This is a genomic window from Streptomyces sp. NPDC047081 (genome assembly GCF_040643775.1).
Lineage (GTDB): Bacteria > Actinomycetota > Actinomycetes > Streptomycetales > Streptomycetaceae > Streptomyces.
In genome coordinates, this window is sequence record NZ_JBEYUY010000005.1 from 160,214 (window position 1) to 179,751 (window position 19,538).

The 19,538-nt window shown below is 72.5% G+C and carries 18 protein-coding genes and 1 pseudogene; 5 read left to right on the forward strand and 14 right to left on the reverse strand.

The window, feature by feature from the left end; all coding sequences use genetic code 11:
- Together ABZ848_RS11485 and ABZ848_RS11490 are read left to right on the forward strand one after the other, a co-directional pair.
- Nucleotides 1–722, forward strand: a pseudogene (locus ABZ848_RS11485) (ABC transporter permease).
- Between the two features lie 58 nt (nucleotides 723–780).
- Entirely contained in the window at nucleotides 781–1,218 is a 438-nt protein-coding gene (locus tag ABZ848_RS11490) for a hypothetical protein (RefSeq protein ID WP_360829055.1), read from the forward strand.
- Here ABZ848_RS11490 and mug read toward each other — a convergent pair.
- From mug to ABZ848_RS11540, 10 genes are all read right to left on the reverse strand, one after another.
- On the reverse strand, nucleotides 1,215–1,760 hold the full coding sequence (mug, locus tag ABZ848_RS11495; RefSeq protein ID WP_360829831.1) for a G/U mismatch-specific DNA glycosylase: 546 nt from the start codon (nucleotides 1,758–1,760) through the stop codon (nucleotides 1,215–1,217). The genes ABZ848_RS11490 and mug overlap by 4 nt on opposite strands.
- Nucleotides 1,757–3,199, reverse strand: a complete 1,443-nt coding sequence (gene purB / locus ABZ848_RS11500; RefSeq protein WP_360829058.1) for an adenylosuccinate lyase — start codon at nucleotides 3,197–3,199, stop codon at nucleotides 1,757–1,759. Before purB ends, mug begins: the two co-directional genes overlap by 4 nt.
- A gap of 109 nt (nucleotides 3,200–3,308) precedes the next feature.
- Nucleotides 3,309–3,659, reverse strand: a complete 351-nt coding sequence (locus ABZ848_RS11505; protein WP_360829061.1) for a DUF4326 domain-containing protein — start codon at nucleotides 3,657–3,659, stop codon at nucleotides 3,309–3,311.
- A 9-nt stretch (nucleotides 3,660–3,668) separates the two neighbouring features.
- Entirely contained in the window at nucleotides 3,669–4,457 is a 789-nt protein-coding gene (locus ABZ848_RS11510) for an SGNH/GDSL hydrolase family protein (protein ID WP_360829064.1), read from the reverse strand.
- An 82-nt stretch (nucleotides 4,458–4,539) separates the two neighbouring features.
- Nucleotides 4,540–5,571, reverse strand: coding sequence for a hemolysin family protein (locus ABZ848_RS11515; RefSeq protein WP_360829067.1), 1,032 nt, complete (start codon nucleotides 5,569–5,571; stop codon nucleotides 4,540–4,542).
- The gene (locus ABZ848_RS11520) at nucleotides 5,568–6,917 is read right to left on the reverse strand and encodes a hemolysin family protein (protein WP_360829070.1); all 1,350 of its coding nucleotides are present in this window, start codon (nucleotides 6,915–6,917) and stop codon (nucleotides 5,568–5,570) included. Before ABZ848_RS11520 ends, ABZ848_RS11515 begins: the two co-directional genes overlap by 4 nt.
- Before the next feature lie 156 nt (nucleotides 6,918–7,073).
- Complete coding sequence (locus ABZ848_RS11525) at nucleotides 7,074–7,499, reverse strand: GNAT family N-acetyltransferase (RefSeq protein WP_360829073.1); 426 nt, start codon at nucleotides 7,497–7,499, stop codon at nucleotides 7,074–7,076.
- A gap of 60 nt (nucleotides 7,500–7,559) precedes the next feature.
- Nucleotides 7,560–8,450 (reverse strand): LLM class F420-dependent oxidoreductase, encoded by an 891-nt coding sequence (locus tag ABZ848_RS11530; protein ID WP_360829076.1) that lies wholly within the window; start codon nucleotides 8,448–8,450, stop codon nucleotides 7,560–7,562.
- Between the two features lie 65 nt (nucleotides 8,451–8,515).
- Nucleotides 8,516–11,083, reverse strand: a complete 2,568-nt coding sequence (locus tag ABZ848_RS11535) for an FtsX-like permease family protein (RefSeq protein ID WP_360829079.1) — start codon at nucleotides 11,081–11,083, stop codon at nucleotides 8,516–8,518.
- A 4-nt stretch (nucleotides 11,084–11,087) separates the two neighbouring features.
- Complete coding sequence (locus ABZ848_RS11540; RefSeq protein ID WP_360829083.1) at nucleotides 11,088–11,912, reverse strand: ABC transporter ATP-binding protein; 825 nt, start codon at nucleotides 11,910–11,912, stop codon at nucleotides 11,088–11,090.
- A 251-nt stretch (nucleotides 11,913–12,163) separates the two neighbouring features.
- Between ABZ848_RS11540 and ABZ848_RS11545 the strand changes: the two genes are divergently transcribed.
- Together ABZ848_RS11545 and ABZ848_RS11550 are read left to right on the forward strand one after the other, a co-directional pair.
- The gene (locus tag ABZ848_RS11545) at nucleotides 12,164–12,403 is read left to right on the forward strand and encodes a toxin-antitoxin system HicB family antitoxin (protein ID WP_360829085.1); all 240 of its coding nucleotides are present in this window, start codon (nucleotides 12,164–12,166) and stop codon (nucleotides 12,401–12,403) included.
- A 4-nt stretch (nucleotides 12,404–12,407) separates the two neighbouring features.
- Nucleotides 12,408–12,782 (forward strand): fic family toxin-antitoxin system, toxin component, encoded by a 375-nt coding sequence (locus tag ABZ848_RS11550; RefSeq protein WP_360829088.1) that lies wholly within the window; start codon nucleotides 12,408–12,410, stop codon nucleotides 12,780–12,782.
- Here the strand turns inward: ABZ848_RS11550 and ABZ848_RS11555 are convergent, their stop codons facing one another.
- Together ABZ848_RS11555 and ABZ848_RS11560 are read right to left on the reverse strand one after the other, a co-directional pair.
- Nucleotides 12,783–13,487: a class I SAM-dependent methyltransferase gene (locus ABZ848_RS11555; RefSeq protein ID WP_360829091.1), complete on the reverse strand. Its 705-nt coding sequence runs from the start codon at nucleotides 13,485–13,487 to the stop codon at nucleotides 12,783–12,785.
- Between the two features lie 81 nt (nucleotides 13,488–13,568).
- On the reverse strand, nucleotides 13,569–14,255 hold the full coding sequence (locus tag ABZ848_RS11560; protein WP_360829094.1) for an alpha/beta fold hydrolase: 687 nt from the start codon (nucleotides 14,253–14,255) through the stop codon (nucleotides 13,569–13,571).
- A 118-nt stretch (nucleotides 14,256–14,373) separates the two neighbouring features.
- On the opposite strand from ABZ848_RS11560, the gene ABZ848_RS11565 reads away from it, so the two are divergent.
- A complete protein-coding gene (locus ABZ848_RS11565; RefSeq protein WP_360829833.1) occupies nucleotides 14,374–16,917 on the forward strand; it encodes a LuxR C-terminal-related transcriptional regulator in 2,544 nt (847 codons plus the stop codon).
- Between the two features lie 35 nt (nucleotides 16,918–16,952).
- On the opposite strand, the gene ABZ848_RS11570 is transcribed toward ABZ848_RS11565, so the two are convergent.
- On the reverse strand, nucleotides 16,953–18,848 hold the full coding sequence (locus ABZ848_RS11570) for a sensor histidine kinase (RefSeq protein WP_360829097.1): 1,896 nt from the start codon (nucleotides 18,846–18,848) through the stop codon (nucleotides 16,953–16,955).
- Nucleotides 18,845–19,534 (reverse strand): response regulator transcription factor, encoded by a 690-nt coding sequence (locus ABZ848_RS11575; protein ID WP_360829100.1) that lies wholly within the window; start codon nucleotides 19,532–19,534, stop codon nucleotides 18,845–18,847. Before ABZ848_RS11575 ends, ABZ848_RS11570 begins: the two co-directional genes overlap by 4 nt.
- Nucleotides 19,535–19,538 lie beyond the last annotated feature (4 nt).

Here is a 19,538-nt window from a genome sequence, read left to right on the forward strand (position 1 = left end):
ATGGAATTCACGCCCGTACTCCACTCCGAGTGGCTCAAGATCCGCACACTTCGGTCGCTCCTCGTCGGCCTCTGCGCGGTACTGGCCGCCGTCGTGCTGTTCTCCGCGCTCGCCGGTCTGGACAGCGACGATCCCGACTTCGACCCGCTGTTCTCGGTGTTCTTCGGCGTCAGCTTCGGGCAGATCGCGGCGATCGCCTTCGGCACGAGCGCGGTGGCGGCCGAGTTCAGGGGCGGCGCGCTGCGGGCGACGCTGGCGGCGGTGCCGCGGCGGGGGCGGTGGTTCGCGGCGAAGGCGGTCGCGATCGCCGTTCCCGTGCTGGTGGTGGGGCTGGTGACGGGAGGAGCCGGACTGGCGGTGGGCACGGCCGCGCTCGGCACGAAGGCGGAGGGACTGACGGTCGGTGAGGAGTTGCGCGGGGCCGTGGGGTGCGCCCTGTATCTGACGCTGATGGCGCTGCTCGCGGCGGGCCTCACGGCAGTGTTGCGCAGTGGCGTCGCGACGCTGAGCATCCTCATCCCTTTCCTGCTCATCGTCTCGTTCGTGATCGGGGACATGTCCGGGTCGGTGGCGGACGTGCTGCCGACCGTGCGGGGCAGGTGATCCTCCACAGCACGTGGGACGGGCTGCTCGGGCCCTGGAGCGGGCTCGCGGTGACGGCACTGTGGGCGGGGGCCGCGTTGGTCGCCGGGGCGTGGAGCGTAAGACGCCGGGACGCCTGACCGAGCGAGGCGGCTGACGGCCCGCCAATTGTCAGTGGGGCCAGGAATACTGGATCACATGGACCTGGCAGAGGAGTACATCGCGATCGCCGACCGGCTGTGCGCCCGGGATTTCCCGGCGGAGCACGGCTGGTCGGACGTGGGCCCGGCCGGACCCGGCTACTTCATGACCGAGTTAGGAGCAGACGACCGACCAGGGGAGGAACTGACGGCAGAGGACTTCTACGCTGCCGAGGAGGGCATCGTGCCGCGCTTCGACGCCCGGTGGGGCGAGGCGTCGCGCTGGGGAACCGTGACGCTTGAAGAACGCGCCCGCCGCAATGAGGAGATAGCCCCGCCCTGGCGGATGGTTAGCGAACAAGCGGTTGACCTGCGCTCCTGGGAGATACCCGAGACCGGCCGCTGGGTCACCCTGTCCGTCGTAGACCAGGACCCGGAAGCCCTGCCTCGACTGCTGCTCGTCGTCTCGGAGACCGTCCCTCCCCTGAGCGGCTAACCCTCCGCCGCCGCCCGCAACCGCGCGAACTCCTCCGCCATCGTCGCCGCCGTCCAATGCGCGTTCAGCCCGCTCGGGTTCGGCAGTACCCACACCCGCGTCTCACCGAACACCCGCTCCTGCGGCCCCACCTGCGCCCGCCGGTCGTCGAAGGCCACCCGGTACGCCGTCACCCCCACCACCGCCAGCCACCGCGGCCGAAGCTGTGTCACCTTCTCGGCCAGCAGGCGGCCGCCCTGGCGGTACTCCTCCGCACTCAGCTCGTCCGCCCGCGCCGTCGCCCTCGCCACGACGTTCGTGATGCCGAGCCCGTACGACAGCAACTCCTCCTGCTCCGCCGGCCTGAACAGCCTGGGTGTGAACCCGGACAGGTGCAGCACCGGCCAGAAGCGGTTGCCGGGGCGGGCGAAGTGATGGCCCGTCGCCGCCGTCATGAGGCCGGGGTTGATGCCGCAGAAGAGAACGGAGAGGCCGTCCGCGACCACGTCGGGGACGAGGCGGTCGCGGGCGGCCTCCAGTTCCGCCTGGGTGAAGCGGGTCAGAGGATCGCCCCCGGGGTGTAACCCGCGGCCTCCGGGTGCTGCTTGAGGATCTCCTCGATACGGCCGACGACCGCGGCGACCTGGTCGGCCGCGGCGCCCGTGAAGGAGAGCTTGTCGGCCATCAGCGCGTCCAGCGCGGCCCGGTCGAGCGGGATGCGCTCGTCGGCGGCGAGCTTGTCGAGGAGCTCGTTGCGCTCGGCACCCTGCTCGCGCATCGCGAGCGCGGAGGCGACGGCGTTCTCCTTGATGGCCTCGTGCGCAAGCTCACGGCCGACACCCGCGCGCACCGCACCCATCAGCACCTTGGTCGTGGCCAGGAAGGGGAGATACCGGTCCAGCTCACGCGCGACCACCGCCGGGAACGCGCCGAACTCGTCCAGTACCGTCAGGAACGTCTCCAGCAGGCCGTCCAGCGCGAAGAAGGCGTCCGGCAGGGCCACCCGGCGCACCACCGAGCAGGACACGTCGCCCTCGTTCCACTGGTCGCCCGCGAGCTCGCCCGTCATCGAGGCGTAGCCGCGCAGGATGACCATGAGGCCGTTGACCCGCTCGCAGGACCGCGTGTTCATCTTGTGCGGCATTGCGGACGAGCCGACCTGGCCCGGCTTGAAGCCCTCGGTCACCAGCTCGTGCCCGGCCATCAGACGGATCGTCTTGGCGAGCGAGGAGGGGGCGGCCGCGAGCTGTACGAGTGCCGTCACGACCTCGTAGTCCAGCGAGCGCGGGTACACCTGGCCGACCGAGGTGAACGCCTGCGAGAAGCCCAGGTGCCCGGCGATCCGGTTCTCCAGCTCGGCCAGCTTCGCCGCGTCGCCGCCCAGCAGGTCCAGCATGTCCTGCGCGGTGCCGACGGGACCCTTGATGCCGCGCAGCGGGTAGCGGCCGAGGAGCTCCTCGACCCGGGCGTACGCCACGAGCAGCTCGTCGGCGGCGGTCGCGAAGCGCTTGCCCAGCGTGGTGGCCTGCGCGGCCACGTTGTGGGAGCGGCCGGCCATGACCAGCTCGCCGTACTCGCCGGCCAGCTTGCCCAGACGCGCCAGGACGGCCACCGTGCGGTCGCGCATCAGCTCCAGGGAGAGCCGGATCTGCAGCTGCTCGACGTTCTCCGTGAGGTCGCGGGAGGTCATGCCCTTGTGCACCTGCTCGTGCCCGGCGAGGTCGTTGAACTCCTCGATCCGCGCCTTCACGTCGTGCCGCGTGACCTTCTCGCGCTCGGCGATCGAGGCCAGGTCGACGGTGTCGAGGACGCGCTCGTAGTCGGCGATCGCCGCGTCCGGCACCTCGATCCCGAGGTCCTTCTGCGCCCGCAGCACGGCGAGCCAGAGCTGCCGCTCCAGCTTCACCTTCTGCTCGGGCGACCAGAGCGTGGCGAGCTCGGCGGAGGCGTAGCGTCCGGCGAGGACGTTCGGGATGCGGGGCTTGGCGGGAGCGGAAGTCACGTGTACGGATTCTACTGGCGATTCGTGCAGGCCAGCGCCACGGCTTCGTTCGTCGGATGCTACGAGAGATGGTGGTATGTGACATAGCACTGAAAATTTCAGTGCTATGTCACATACCACCGGCCGCGGACTCCGCCAGCTCCGCCAGCACATCCGCATGACACAGCTCAGGCGCACACCAACACGCCAGCGTCCGCCCCCGCAGCCCCGGAATCACCTCCAGCAGCTCGGGACGCTCCAGCAGATACGCCCGGTACATCGCCATCACCTCCGCACGCGTCCCGTCCCGGCGGCGCTTCGAGGTGTCGTACGCGAAGGGGTTGTAGAGCGGGTGCCGGGGGAGGTCCCAGCCGCCCATCGTCCAGCGGCGGCCGACGTAGACGACGTCCTCGGGGGCGAGTTCCAGCCGGGGGCCGAAGTCGTGGATGCGGCCCCTGACGTTGATCACCCGCGTCGGCATGGCGATGTCCTACGCCGTCGGGCCCTCGTAGGGCAGCAGGTCCGGGCGCTTCGGGGGCAGGCCGTCGCCCGAGGAGCGGCCGGTGAGGCGGCGGCCGATCCACGGCAGCAGGTGCTGCCGGGCGAACCGGACGTCCGCGACCCGCCGTGCGCCCCAGCCGGGCGGCAGCGTGGCCGGCAGCGGCGTACGCCACTCCGTGTCCTCGGGGTCGTACCCGAGCGTCTGCCAGACCGCCTCGGCGACCCTGCGGTGGCCCTCGGGCGTCAGGTGCAGGCGGTCCACGTCCCACAGGCGCGGGTCGGCGAGCGACGGGGCCCCGTACAGGTCGACGACCAGGGCGCCGTGCCGCTCGGCGAGCGCCTCGACCACGTTGAACAGCTCCTCCATGCGCGGCCGGAACCGCTCCAGGACCGGGCCCTGGCGGCCGGGGCTGCGCATCAGCACGAGCTGCTTGCAGGCGGGGGCCAGCCGCTCCACGGCCTCGGTCAGCAGGCCCCGTACCCGCCCCATGTCGCACTTGGGGCGCAGCGTGTCGTTGAGCCCGCCGACGAGCGTGATGACGTCGGCGCCCATCGCGGCCGCCACGTCCACCTGCTCGTCGACGATCTGACCGATCAGCTTGCCGCGCACGGCGAGGTTGGCGTACCGGAAGCCGGGCGCGGCGGCGGCCATCCGCCCGGCGAGCAGGTCCGCCCAGCCCCGGTACGAGCCGTCGGGCAACAGGTCCGACATGCCCTCGGTGAAGGAGTCGCCGACCGCGACCAGGCTGTTGTACGGGGGAGTGGGATTCGTCTGCATGGCGTCAGAGATGGTATCCCGACTCCATACCCGTCGGTCGGTCGGCCTCCGCCCGCCGAGACCCGGCCCCGGCCGGACGCCTTCAGGCCGGCTGCCCGAACAGCTCCCGCAGCACGTCCTCCATCGTCACCATCCCCTCCAGCCGCCCGTCCTCGCCGAGCACGGCCGCCAGATGCGTACGGCTGCCGCGCATCGCGGTCAGCACGTCGTCCAGGGGCGTCGCGGCGCGCACGCGCGCGATGGGCCGCATGTCCCGCACCTGGAACGGATCGCTGCGCGGCGAGGCGTCCAGGGCGTCCTTCACATGGAGGTAGCCGACGATCCTGCGGCCCTCGTCGACCACGGGGAAGCGGGAGAAGCCCGACTCGGCCGACAGCTGCTCCAGCTCCTCCGGCGTGACGCCCACGCGCGCGTACACGACGCGTTCCAGCGGGAGGACGACGTCGCGGACCGGGCGGCGGCCCAGTTCCAGCGCGTCGTTCAGCCGCTCGCGCGCGCGGTCGTCGATCAGGCCCGCCTCGCCCGAGTCCCGCACGATCCGGGCCAGTTCCGCGTCCGAGAAGGTGGCCGCGACCTCGTCCTTGGTCTCCACCCTGAGCAGCTTCAGCAGGGCGTTCGCGAAGGCGTTGATCGCGAAGATCACCGGGCGCAGCGCCCGGGCCAGGGCGACCAGCGGCGGGCCGAGCAGCAGGGCGCTGCGCACCGGTTCCGCGAGCGCGACGTTCTTCGGCACCATCTCGCCGAGCAGCATGTGCAGATACGTCGCCAGCGTCAGCGCGATCACGAAGGACACCGCGTGCCCCGCGCTCTTCGACACACCCACGGCGTGGAACACCGGCTCCAGGAGATGCGCGATCGCCGGCTCCGCGACCACGCCCAGGACCAGCGTGCACAACGTGATGCCGAGCTGCGCCGCCGCCAGCAGGGCGGACACGTGCTCAAGCCCCCACAGCACGCTCCGCGCCCGCCGGTCGCCCTCCCCGCCCCCTGCCCCGCCTTCCAGGGCCTGCTCGATCTGCGAACGGCGTACCGAGATGAGCGCGAACTCGGCGCCCACGAAGAAGGCGTTGACGACCAGCGTCGCGAAACCGATCAGCAGCTGTACGGCGGTCATCGGGCCTCCTCCTCGTCATCCACGGCGTCCCCGATCGCGTCGTCGAAGGGCGCGTGCATCAGCACCCGCGCCGCCCGGCGTCCCGACGCGTCCACCACGTCCAGCCGCCAGCCGGCGACCTCGACGGTGTCGCCGACCGCGGGGATCCGCCCCAGCTCCGTCGCCACGAGACCGGCCAGCGTCTCGTACGGCCCCTCGGGTGCCCTGAGGCCCACGCGCGCGAGCTGGTCGACCCGGGCCGAGCCGTCGGCCGAGTACAGGGCGCGTCCCTCGTCGTCGCTGCCCGCGGGCGCCAGGTCCGGTGTCTCGTGCGGGTCGTGCTCGTCCCGCACCTCGCCGACGACCTCCTCGACGATGTCCTCGAGCGTGGCCACGCCCGCCGTACCGCCGTACTCGTCGATGACCACGGCCATCGTGCGCTTACCGGAGAGGCGGTCCAGGAGGCGGTCGACGGTGAGGGACTCCGGGACGAGCAGCGGCTCGCGCATGATCTCGGAGACCGGCACTCGCGTGCGCCGCTCGGCGGGTATCGCGAGCGCGTCCTTGATGTGGGCGGTGCCGACCACCGCATCGAGGCCGCCGCGGTGCACCGGGAAGCGGGACAGGCCCGTCGCCCGGGTCGCGTTCGCCACGTCCTCGCAGGTCGCCTGGGCGTCGAGGGCGATGACCTGGACGCGCGGGGTCATCACGTTCTCCGCGGTGAGGTCGGCGAGGTTCAGCGTCCGTACGAACAGCTCGGCGGTGTCCGCCTCCAGGGCACCCTCCTTCGCGGAGTGCCGGGCCAGCGCCGCCAGCTCCTTCGGGCCGCGCGCGGAGGCGAGTTCCTCGGCGGGCTCCAGGCCGAAGCGGCGCACCACGCGGTTCGCCGTGTTGTTGAGGTGGGTGATGAAGGGGCGGAAGGCCGCGCTGAACCAGCGCTGCGCGTTGCCGACCGTCTTGGCCACGGGCAGCGGCGAGGAGATCGCCCAGTTCTTGGGCACCAGTTCACCGACGACCATCAGGAAGACCGTCGACAGGGCGGTGCCGAGCACCAGCGCCAGGGAGCTCGCCGCCGATGCCGAGATGCCGAGCGACTCCAGCGGACCCGCGATCAGCTTGGCGACCGACGGCTCGGCGAGCATGCCGACGACCAGGTTGGTGACGGTGATGCCGAGCTGCGCGCCGGAGAGCTGGAAGGTCAGGTTCCGTACGGCCTTGAGGGCGCCCGCGGCACCCCGCTCGCCGCGCTCCACGGCCCGCTCCAGCTCGCCCCGCTCGACCGTGGTCAGCGAGAACTCGGCCGCGACGAAGGCGCCGCAGGCGAGCGAGAGCAGGATCGCCACCAGCAGGAGGAGCACTTCGGTCATCGGGTCACCTCCGTCCCATGATCGGGCAGGGGCGGAAGGAACGCGCGATGTCCTGTGCCGCGCGCACTACTGGGAGGCTCGTCCATGGGTGGACGCTCACACCTTTCATTGGAGGACCGAAACGATCCCCCAATGGTAAAGGATCGGCAAAGGTGGTCAGTCGGCGAGGGGCTTCACCCAGCGCCGCCACTGCTCCTCGGGCGTGTACCCGGCCGCGCGCCACGCATGGTGGGCGGTCTCGTTCCGGGTCAGCACCATCGCGTCCCCGCGGCGCCCGCCGAGCCTTACGAACCGCTCCTCGGCCGCGTCCAGCAGCGCCGAGCCGATGCCCTGCCGGCGCCGCTCGGGGTGCACCGCCAGCCGGTACAGATGGCAGCGCCAGCCGTCGAAGCCCGCGATCACCGTGCCGACCAGCTCGCCGCCCTGCTCGGCCAGGATCAGCGCCTCGGGGTCACGGTCGACCAGCCGCTCCACACCGCTTCGGTCGTCGCTGATGCTCGTGCCCTCGGCGGACGTCTTCCAGAAGGCCAGCACGGAGTCGAGGTCGGCGGGGGTGGCGGCTCGTATGCGCAGATCAGTCATACGGCGATCCCATCACCCTCGGCCGCCCCGGACCCGGAATTCCAGCATCCGGACGCCCGCTCACCGGCCGCTCAACTCCGCGAGGACCGGCGCGAAGGCCTCCATGTAGGGCTCCAGGACCGTGAGATACGAGAAGCCGTACCGCTCGCGCTGGCGCAGCACCTGGGCGACGATCTCGTCCACGGTGCCGATCAGCAGGATGGGCAGCTCCAGCGCCCCCGCCACGGTCGCGCCGGGCACCCGCTCGACCAGCGGGCGGACGGCGGCCTCGCGGTCGTCGGTGACGGCCACCAGCTGCAGGAGCAGGTTGAGTTCCGCCGGCTCCTCGCGGCCCTCGGCCAGCCGCAGATAGCGGGCCACGCTCTCCTCCAACTCCGCTGCCCTGACCGGCAGCAGCTGCCCCGTCGTGCTGCCCGGTGCCAGACGCGCGCCCGTGAAGGCGGCGATGTCGGCGTGTTCGGCGGTGAGTCGGAGCATCCGGTCGCCGTTGCCGCCGATCAGCAGCGGCACCCGGGGCTTCTGCACCGGCCGCGGCTGGTGATCGGGTGAGGCGAGCAGCCGGTCCAACTCGCCGACGGTGCGCCGCAGATGGTCCACGCGCTCGCGCGGTGAGCCGAACGGCAGCCCGGCCGCCTCGTGTTCGGACCCCACGTACCCGGTGCCGAGGCCGAGTTCGAGGCGGCCGCCGGTCAGCGCGTCCGTCGTCGCCACCTCGCGGGCGAGCAGCGTCGGGTTCCAGAAGCCCGCGTTGAGCACGAAGGTGCCCAGGCGCGGCCGTTCGGTCGCCTCGGCCGCGGCGACCAGGGCCGGAAAGGGCGCGGGCATGCCCAGATGGTCGGGGGCGAGGATGACGTCGTAACCGAGTTCCTCGGCCCGGCGGCACTTGGCGCGCCACTCCTCGGCGGGTGCGGCGGTGAGCAGGTTGACCCCGAAGCGGAAGGGACGCGGCATGAACTCTCCTCACTCTGCGGCGACTTGAGGGCCCGCCGGCGACTTGAGTACCTGCCGTCATCCCATCACTCGTGCGCGATGGCCGCCAGCACATTCATGCGGGATGCACGCAACGCGGGCAGCAACGCCGCCACGATGCCCACCACCGCCGAGCCGATGACCACCGCGACGATCGTGCTCCACGGGACCGCGAGCGCCTTCATCCCCTGTAGCTCCAGCACCTGTTGGATGCACACCCCCCAGACCAGACCGAGCGCGAGTCCCAGGACCGCGCCGAAGACCGCGATCACCACCGACTCCAGCCGGATCATCCGGCGCAGCTGGCGCCGGGCGAGTCCGATGGCCCGCAGCAGCCCGATCTCGCGGGTGCGCTCGACGACCGACAGGGCAAGGGTGTTGACCACGCCGAGCACCGCGATGATGATCGCGAGCCCGAGCAGCGCGTACACGAGGTAGAGCAGCACGGCGATCTGGTCGTGCACGAGCTTCTTGTAGTCGGCCTGGTCACGGGCCTGGACCTGCGGATACGGCTTGAGCGTCCGATCCAGGTTCCTGCGCAGCTGGTCCGCGCTCGTGCCGGAGGACTTGTCGACGTAGAGGGCGGAGTCCTGGCCGCCGGGCACGTACTTCTCGACGGTCGCGATCCCGAAGAACAGCCCGCCCTGCATGCCGAAGCCCTCGGACTGGTCCTGGTCGGTGAGGGCGCCGACCTTCATGGTGGTCTTCTGCCCGGCCGGGAACTCGACCGGGATCGTGCTGCCGAGGCGGACGCCGTGGTCCTTCGCGAAGTCGACGTCCATGCCGAGGTTTCCGGCCGCCAGGGCGTCCGCCGTGTCGCCGGACGCGTACGTGACGTGTGCGACGTCGTCGACCCCGTCGTCGTAACCCGCGGCCGTCGTCTCGACGCGCTTGCCGTCCGGGAGCGTGACCGCGACCGGCGCGAACCGCTGCCGTACGACGAGACCGACGCCCTCGGTGCCGCGCACCTTGTCGGTGACCTCCTTCGAGAACGGCACGAAGTTGCTGTTCTGGATGACGAAGTCGGCGCCCAGGGTCTTGTCGATCTGCTGGTCGAAGGACTTCGACATCGAGGCGCTGGCGACCGACATGCCGCCGACCAGGGCGAGGCCGACCATCAGGGCGGCCGCGGTGGCGCCGGTGCGGCGGGGGTTGCGCAGGGCGTTGCGCTGGCTCATGCGGCCGACCGAGCCGAACAGCGCGGGAAAGGCCCCGCCGAGGACCCGGATGACCGGGCGGACCAGGAGCGGGCCCGCGACCACGGTCGCGATCAGCGTCAGGACCACGCCCAGGCCGAGCAGCGAGGCCGACGAGGCGGTCTTCGAGGAGGCGGCACAGCCGGCGAGCGCCGCCGCGCCGAGCACGCCGATCACCGAGCCGACGATCGCCCGGACCTTCAACGGCCGTCCCACGCCCGCGATTTCGGCGTCCGCGAGCGCGGCCATCGGCGAGACCGTCGCCGCGCGGCGGGCCGGCAGATACGCGGCCACGAAGGTGACGCCGACGCCAACGACGTACGCCGCGACGGGAGTTCCCCAACCGACCACCATCTCCGTGGTCTTGAGGTTCATCCCGAACACCCCCATCAGCTTGATCAGGCCGGCCGCGAGGCCGATGCCCGCCGCGAGGCCCAGCGTCGAGCCGACCAGGCCGAGCAGGACCGCCTCGGTGAGCACGGACCGGCGCACCTGCCGCCGGTCGGCGCCGAGGGCGCGGAGCAGGCCCAGCTCGCGGGTGCGCTGGGCGATCAGCATGGAGAACGTGTTGACGATCAGGAAGATCCCGACCAGGACCGCGATCCCGGCGAAGCCGAGCATCACGTACTTGATGACGTCGAGGAACCCGCCGAGGTCCTCGGCGGCCGACTTGGCGTGCTCGTCGGCGGTCTTGACGTCGTAGGCGGAGGTGCCGACCGCGGCGGCGACGCGCTGTTTGAGGACGGGGTCGGTCACGCCCTTCGCCGCGTCCACCGAGATGCTCGTGGCCCGGCCCGGCGCGCCGAGCAGCTGGGTCGCCGCGGTCCGCGGGTCGAGGAAGACCAGGGCGGCGCCCGGGTTGGTGGTGGTGAAGGTGGCGATGCCGACGATCCGGACCTTGAAGCTGCCCGGCTCGGCCTGCACGGTCAGGGTGTCGCCGATCCTCACGTGCTTCTTGTCGGCGGTGTCGGCGTCCAGCAGCGCCTCGCCGCCGCCCTGCGGGGCGTGGCCCGAGGTGAGCTTCACGGGGCTGCGGGCGGTCAGGAACCAGTCGGAGGCGATGGTGGGGGCGCCGGTGGTCGGACCCACGTTCTTGTTCCTGCTGTCGACGACCGTGATGTTCTCGACGCTCACGTCGGCGTGCGCGGACGCGACGCCGTCGACCTTCGCCACCTGGTCCGCGAGCGAGGCGGGCAGGGTCTCGGCCGCTCCCGTCGGCACCTGGGACTTGAGGTCCTGCTTGGGTTCGACCGTCACATCGGCGGAGGTGGATGCGAACAGCCGGTCGAAGGTGCGGGTGACGGTGTCGGAGAAGATCAGGCTGCCCGCGACGAACGCCACGGACAGGACGATCGCCAGGGCGGAGAGCAGCAGTCGGCCCTTGTGGGCGAGAAAGCTCCGCAGCGTGGCCTTCAGCACCGGTTCACTCCTGTCCCTCCGGGCCCTTGGATCCCTCCGGGCCCTCGAACTGGCCGCGGATCACGTCGAACCGCTTCATCCGCTCAAGCACGGCTTCCGCCGTCGGCCGCTCCATCTCGTCCACGATCCGCCCGTCGCCGAGGAAGAGCACCAGGTCGGAGTGGGCAGCGGCGCCGGGATCGTGCGTGACCATCACGACCGTCTGTCCCAGCTGGTCCACGGCCTCCCGCAGGAACCCGAGCACCTCAAGGCCCGCCCGCGAGTCCAGGTTCCCGGTCGGCTCGTCGGCGAAGATCAGCTCGGGCCGGGAGGCCAGCGCCCGCGCGCAGGCCACGCGCTGTTGCTGGCCGCCGGACAGCTGGGACGGCCGGTGCCCCAGCCGGTCCCGCAGCCCGAGCGTGTCGATGACCTGGTCCAGCCACTTCTCGTCGGGCTTCTTGCCCGCGATGTCCATGGGCAGGGTGATGTTCTCGGCCGCGTTCAGGGTCGGGATCAGGTTGAACGACTGGAACATGAACCCGATCCGGTCCCGCCGCAGCCGGGTCAGCTCGCGCTCCTTCAGCCCCGTGATCTCGGTGTCGCCGAGCCAGACCTGGCCCGCGGAGACCGAGTCCAGCCCGGCGAGGCAGTGCATCAGCGTGGACTTCCCGGAACCCGAGGGCCCCATGACCGCGGTGAAGCGCCCGCGCGCGATGTCCACGTCCACCGAGTCGAGGGCCAGCACGGTTGTCTCGCCCGAGCCGTACGCCTTGGTCAGACCGCGGGCGCGGGCCGCGATCCCGTCGGCCTGCGCATGGCCCGGGGCGTGCTCCGCAGCAGGTGTGGACAAGGCTGCCTCCTCGCTGGCAGGGACGTAGCTGGCAGGGACGTAGCTCACAGGGACGTAGCTCACAGGGACATACGACTCCTCGTCCCGGCGAGCCTAATGTGATCCGGCCCACACCCGGAATCCCCCCTGAGTGCAGGGCGGCCTCCACCCCAGGTCGGGCCCCCGATACGCATGTAAGGGGCACGCTCCACCCGTGGGAGTACCAGAAGTGCCTCTTGCCGGTGCTAGCGCATGGGCGCTAGCTTCTATGTATGGCTAAGACTCAGCTGAACGTGCGAGTGGACGAGGGCACGGCCCGCGCCGCCCGTGAACGCGCCCTGGCCCGCGGCATGAGCGTCAACCGCTACATCGAGGAACTGGTCAGACAGGACACCGGCGAGGTCGGCCACACCTTCGTGGAGGCCGCGGCCGACTTCATGAAGCAGTACGAGGCCGTCTTCGCGGACGAGTTCGGGACTGAGCACGAAGGCACGCGCGAAGGTCGCCGCTGATCCCTTGAGCAACCTCAGAATCGACCTTGCCTGGCTCCTCATGCTCGCCGAACAGAACACCCCGGGCGATCCCCAGGTCACCGACTGGGGCGCCCTCGTCGCGGCCGTCGCGCGCCACGAGGCGGAGATCTTCGACGTCCCCGTCTACGACAGTCCGCACGCGCGTGCCGCGTCGCTGCTCCAACTCCTGATCCACGTACCGGCGTTGGAGCGCTCCAACGCCCTCTTCGCCTCGGCCGTCGCCTACGCCTACCTCGTCGCCAGCGGCCTGAAGGTCGCCACCTCGCCGGTGCAGGTGCGTGAGCTGGCCCGGCTGGTCAAGAGCGGTGAGGCGACCGTGCACGACATCGCCGAGGAACTGCGCGGCTGGACGGTGTGATCACTCCCCGGCGGCCGGGCCCTCGGCGGCTGCCGGTCGCCATGCCGTGCCCAGCACGCAGTACGAGGTGGGCAGGACCGGTCCCTTCTCCGGCATCAACAGGCGCCGGTAGGGGCCGAGTTCGAAACCGGCCTCGCGCAGGGCGGCGACCGGGTCCCGGCTCACATGGCAGCCGCCGGCCAGCGGTGGCCACACCGTGCGGTCCAGGGCCCGCTGGGTGAGGTGCATGATCTGTCCGCCGCCCCGGCCGTGCTCGAAGAACCGCACGACACCGCCCGGGCGCAGCACCCGCCGTACCTCCGCGAGCGCCCGCGGCACGTCCCGCACGCTGCACAGCACCAGCGAGATCACCGCCGCGTCGAAGGCCTCGCTCTTGACGGGCAGCGCCTCCGCGGCGCCGGGTGCGACATCGACCGGGACCTCGGCGCGCAGGGCGTTCTCCACGGCCAACTGCCGCAGCACGCGCTCCGGTTCGATGGCCACGACCTCCGAGACGGTGCTCGGGTAGTGCGCGAAGTTCAGTCCGTTGCCCGCGCCGACCTCGATCACCCGGCCGGACAGTCCGGCCAGCAGCCGGTCGCGGATCCCGCCCATGCCCATGCGGGTCTCGGCGGACACACTGATCCGGGCGTAGTAGCGGGCGAACAGCGGATGGTGCACGGGATCCCGCGCCACTGTGGCGGCACCGGGTGACCGAAGCGGCATGAGGACCTCCTCCACGGGACAGGCCTTACCGCGATTGTCCCCCGTGAGGATCCAGCGCACCCCCGCTGCCGGGTTCCGGGTTCAGGAGATGAAGTCCCGGACCTGCTCGTAGACGCCGTAGTCGTTGTTCATGTCGGTGTGGGAGATGCAGCCCGCGTCGACATTGGTCGCGCCGCTCAGCAGTGCCGAACTGTTCGGTACGACCGAGCTGTCGCAGTCGGACCAGTAGCTGGCGTAGGAGACGCTGCCCGGTGTCTCGTCACCGGAGTTGAGGGAGGTCAGGAAGGTGCTGCCGGTCTGCATCTCCTTGCAGGACGTGTACAGCCACGCGCACCACGACGCGACGGACGTGCCGTGGTTGACGCCGGCGACCGAGACGAAGTCGTCGACGTACGAAGTTCCGCCGAGGTTCTTCAGGTAGTAACGGGAGCTGAGCACACCCATCGAGTGAGCGACGATGTCGACCTTGGACGCACCGGTCTGGGCCAGCACACTCTTGATCTCGGTGGCCAGCTGCGAGGCCGTGGTGACGTTCGACTGGCCCCAGTCGTACGACCACGCGAACAGCTCGGAGGACGAGTAGCCGTCCGCCTCGAAGTCGGAGATCCAGTCGTCCCAGCTGCTGGAATCGCTGCTGAGACCGTGCACGAAGACGATCGGGTTGTGGGTCGCCGCCTGGGCGGGGGCCGCGGACAGTGAGAGGGACAGAAGGAGCGATGCGACCACGGCCGAGAGAGCCGTGGCGATACGACGCCGGTAGCGCTGCATGGTGCCTCCTGACACGGATGGGGTCGCCAGGAGTGTCAACTCGGGTCTACGCGCGCCGCATCGGCGAAATCGCCGGTCTTTACGGTTCAATTAACCCGCCAGTAACATCGGTTGTGTGGTGACTCCGGTGAACCCCCCACCTCTCGACCGCACTTCGCCACCGCAGCGCACGGCGCCGCTTCCCGAGGGCGTCCGCGTACGGGTCCTGCACGCCGTGTACGGGGATCCGCGCGCCGCCGCCGAACTCGTACCGCTGCTCACCGAGCGCCAGTCGGCCGGCCTCGACCCGCTGCCGACCGAACCCGCCGAACTGGCACCGGCGTTGCTGCGCGCACACCGCGCCGAGATCCGCGCGCTCCCGGACGACACCCGCCTGCTCCTGCTGCTCGCCGCCGCCGACCAGTACCCGGTCGCCACGCACGCCTTCCTGCGCGCGGTCGCGGCCGCCCGGCTGGACACCCGCCCGCTGGAGGCCGCCGAGTCCGCGGGGCTCGCGCACGCCGGGCCCGGCGGGGTCGTCTTCCGCGACGCGTGGACGCGGATCGCCGCGTACGAGAGCGGCTCACCGGCCGACCGGCGCGACGTCCACCGGCTGCTGGCGCGCGTCCTGAGCGGCGAGGGCGAGACACCGCGCCGCTCCTGGCACCGGGGAGCGGGCGCGCTCGGACCCAGCGCCCGCCTCGCGGCGGAACTCCGCACGGCGGCGGACCAGGCCCGGGACGCGGGCCAACTCACCTTGTCCCGAGCCCTCCTGGAACGCGCCGCGACCCTCTGTCCGGACCCACCCACCCAGTCCCACCTCCGCACCCGCGCCGCCACGGACGCCTGGCACGCGGGCGACGCGGACCGGGCCCGCCGCCTTGCGGCCACGGCACCGGCGGACGACGCGCTGGCCGGGCTGTTCGCTCTACGCGCGGGGAACGCGATGGAGGCGTTCGACGGGCTGGTGGCGGGGGCGGTGCAGCGGGTGGAGAGCCGCGGGGCGGGGGTGGTGCAGCGCGTGAGGAGCCGCGGGTCGGATGCGGGCGCCGGGGGCGCGCGGCGGGTGGACGGCCGGGCGGCGGGGGCGGCCGGCGGAGACGTGCGTTGGACGGGCGACGGGGAGCCGGGGCTGGACGGTGGAGCCGTGCGCCGAGTGGACGACCGCGAACCAGCGCCCGACGGCGGAGGCATGCGCTGGGTGGACGCCCAGGAGGCGCCGCCGGAGGGCACAGACGCGCGGCGGTTGAAGAGGCGGGAGCCGGGGGCGGGGGCCGCGGGCAGGCGGAACGGTTCTGCGGTTACGGCCGACTCCGCGCGCGGCGGTCGCACCGACGGTCCCGGTCTCGTCGGCGTCTCCGCGGCCGGGGCGTCCCCGAACCCCGAAGCCGCGCACCTCCTCGCCCGTGCCACCGAAGCCGCCATCTACACCGGTGACCTGCGTCGATGCCGGGATGCCGCGCGGGTTTCCGGGCGGCTCGGTCTCGTGCCGCCCGGGGCGCTGGGCGGGCTCGTGGCCGCTGTCGACGGGCGTTACGAGGATGCCCGCAGGCTCCTGGTGGAGACCGCCGGCCGGTGCGGCCCGGGGGACGATCCCACGCTGCTCGTGCACGCCGGGATCGCCGCGCTGATGCTCGGCGACCACACCCGCGCCAGTACCGCCACCGTCCGCGCGGCCGCCTCGGCCCGGGCGCGCGGCGCGACGGCAACCGTCGTACAGGCCCTGGAGTTCCGCGCCTACGCCGACTTCTGGACCGGACGCCCGCACGCCGGCGCGGCCACCGCCACGGACGCGCTGAGACAGGCGCACGCCACCGGGCAGGACAACGGCGCCTGCCATCTGCAGGCCGCCCTCGCCATGTTCGCCGCGGTCACCGGAGACGAGGCCGGCTGCCGCGACCGCGCGGCCACCGCACGGTCGTACGCCCTCGCCCGCGGACTCGGTCTGCCCGCCGCGCTCGCCCAGTGGGCGCTCGCCTTCCTCGACCTCGCGGACGGCCGTTTCGCCGCCGCCTCGGCCCGTCTGCGCGCCCTCGCCGGGTTCGGCCCCGGCCACGGGCACCGGGCCATCCGCCACCTGGCCACCCCGCACTACGTCGAGGCCGCGGTCCGCACCGGCGACACCCGTGTCGCCCGGGCCGCGCACGCCGACTACCACCGCTGGGCCACCGCCGTCCGCAGCGCCGACGACCTTGCGCTCAGCGCCCGTTGCCGCGCCCTGCTCGCGCCCGGCGCCGAGGCGGTCGACCACTACCGCGAGGCCCTCGACCTGCACGCCGGCGGCACCCGTGACTTCGAACGCGCCCGTACGGAGCTGCTGTTCGGCGGCGCGCTGCGCCGGCTGCGGCACCGCACGGAGGCCCGCGACCGCCTCCACAGCGCGCTGGAGGCCTTCGACTGCTTCGGCGCCCCGCACTGCGCCGCCCAGGCCCGCGCCGAACTCCGCGCCCTGGGCGCCCCGGCCACCCCGACCCGCACCGACGACCCCACCGGCCGCCTCACCGCCCAGCAGCACGTCATCGCCCGCATGGCCGCCGACGGCGCCACCAATCGGGAGATAGCCGCCCGCCTCGCCCTGAGCCCACGCACGATCGACCACCATCTGCGGGGCGTGTTCAGCCGCCTGGGCATCCGGTCGCGGATCGAACTGGTCCGGCTGCTCGAGGGCGGCGACCCCTCATGACGCGGCTCGGCTTCCGTCGGCGCCCGAGGCGTCGGTCACTCGGCTGAACCCGCCGGTATCGCCAGGGGCAGCTCCGCCGTCACCGTGGCGCCCCGCGGGCCGGTGCGGATGGTCAGCCGGCCGCCGATCTGCTCGACCCGCTCGTGCATGGACTGGATGCCCACGCCATGCGCCCACGGTTCGCCACGACCGCCCGTGTCGGCGACGGTCACGCGCAGGGACGCGGGATCGGGCAGCCGCAGGGTGATGGTCGCGGCGGCCGTTCCGGAGTGCCGGGCGACGTTGGTCACCGCCTCCACGGCCACCCGGTACGCGGCCACCTCGACGGCGGCCGGGAGCGCCGGCAGCTGCTCGGGCGCCTCGACGGTCACCGCCAGCGGACGGCCGTCGGCGGCGCGCAGATGGACGGCGCGCTGACGGATGGCGTCGACCAGGCCGAGCTCGTCGAGCGCCCGGGGCCGCAGTCCGTAGACGATCCGGCGGATCTCGGCGATCGCGTCCCCGGCGTCGGCGCGCAGACCGCGCAGGGTCTCCACGGCCAGCTCCGGATCGCTCGTGATGAGGTTGACCGCCGCGTCCGCCGTGTAGGCGATGCCGGTGAGGGTGGGGCCCAGGCCGTCGTGGAGGTCGCGGCGCATCCTGCGGCGTTCCTCCTCCAGCACGGTCACCACACGGCCGCGGGACAGGCGCAGTTGCTCGCTGAGCCGCGCCGCGTACAGGGCCTGGGCCAGCGGTGCCGCCACCAGTGCGACGACGGAGCCGGCGGCCGGGGGCAGCCGCAGGTGGCCGACCGGGAGGCGGACCACGAGGTCGCCCACGTGCTCGCCGCCGGCGCGCAGCACGGTGACCGCCGGGTGGCCCTCGTCGACGGCGCCCGCGGTGGCGATGGTCGCCCCGTCCTGCTGCAGGGCGATCCCCGGTACGCCGAGGGTGGTGCGCAGGGTGTGCAGCCACAGGGGCGGGGGAGCGCCGGCGGTGAGGTCCGTGCCCAGTCGGGTGAGCGTCTCGACCGGGTCGGCGGAGCGGCCGAACAGCATCTCGTCCATGCCGGCCTCCACCCGCGAGCGCACCGGCTGGTACCCGGTGGCGATCACGGCGGCCAGCAGCGCCGGTACGCCCTTGTCCGGGCGTCTGCCGAGCACCAGCTCCCAGACGGCGGCGATGCCCTCGTAGACCGCGGCGCTGAGCGCCAGCATCACGATGAGCACGGCAGCGCCGCGCATCGCGGTCCGGACGTCGACACGCCGTGGCGCCACGAGGGCCACCGTGATGGCGAGGGGGAGCGGCAGGGACACGAGGCCCGTCGCCACGACCGTCGCCACGGGGCGCATGTCGAGGGAGCTCTCGGCCGCGAAGAGCAGGAAGCCGCCCAGCGTCGTCGCCGCGGCCCCGAACACCAGCCACAGCACGCGGCGCCGGTCGTCGTCCGCGGTGACCTCGAAGAGCACCCAGGTGCCGCCGCACACCGCGACCGCCACCGCCATCTCCGCGGCGATCAGAGCGGCCCGGGGACCGGTCACCGAGACCACCGCGCATCCGGTGCCGGCGACGATCACGGCGGCATCCGCCCAGCGCGGCAGCGGGGAGGCGGGACGCGCCTCGACGACACGGAACGCGGCGAGCGGTAGGACGACGGTCGAGCCGAGCACGCAGAGCACGACCGCGAGGTCGTGGGCACCGGTGGCGAGGGCGAGCGGAGCGGACAGCAGCGCTGCGGCGGACAGGGCGAGGAGCCGGGTGGCCGGGACGACGCGAGCCGTGCGCCAGGCGATGGCGCAGCAGCACGCAGCCAGGCACACGCCGACCAGCACCGGCCACACGACCCAGTCGTCGCCGGCGCCGGGCGGCCCCCACCACAGTGACGACACCGCCGCACCGGCGAGCAGCCCGAGCGGACACCACAGAGCCGGCCGTAGACCGCCGACCCTCACGGTCCGTCGCTCCTTGTGCCGCCCTTCGCCGCGTCCTCGCCCAGCCCCTGCTCGCGGGCCAGGATCACCGCCTCCGTGCGGCCGTTGACGCCCAGCTTGAGGAAGATGGCGGACAGATGGTTCGCGACGGTCTTGGCGGCCAGGGACAGGTCGGCCGCGACCCTCGCATTGCTGTGGCCCCGGGCCACCCGGTCCAGCACCTCCCGTTCCCGGACGGTCAGTTCGGGGAAGCAGACGGGCGGCGCGGGTGCCGGATCGAGACGGCCGAGCAGGCGGGCCGCCACGCTCTGTCCCATGACGAACTGCCCGGCCGCCACCGCGCGGAGGGTGGTGAGAATGTCCTCCTGCTGGGCGCCCTTGAGCAGATAGCCGCGGGCACCGGCGCGCATCGCGGACACCACGGTCTCGTCGTCCTCGAACATGGTCACCACCAGCACGGCCACGTCCGGCAGCGACGCCCGCAGCCGGCGGGTCGCCTCGACGCCGTCCATCGCGGGCATCCGGATGTCCATCAGGACGACGTCGGGCCGGCTCAACTGGGCCTCCCGGAGCGCCTCTTCGCCGGTCGCGGCCTCCGCCACCACCTCCACGCCGTCCAGCGAGGCCAGCAGGGCGCACATCCCACGCCGTACGACGGGGTGGTCGTCGGCGATGAGCACGCGGATCGGACGCGCGGCGGACGTCATGTGC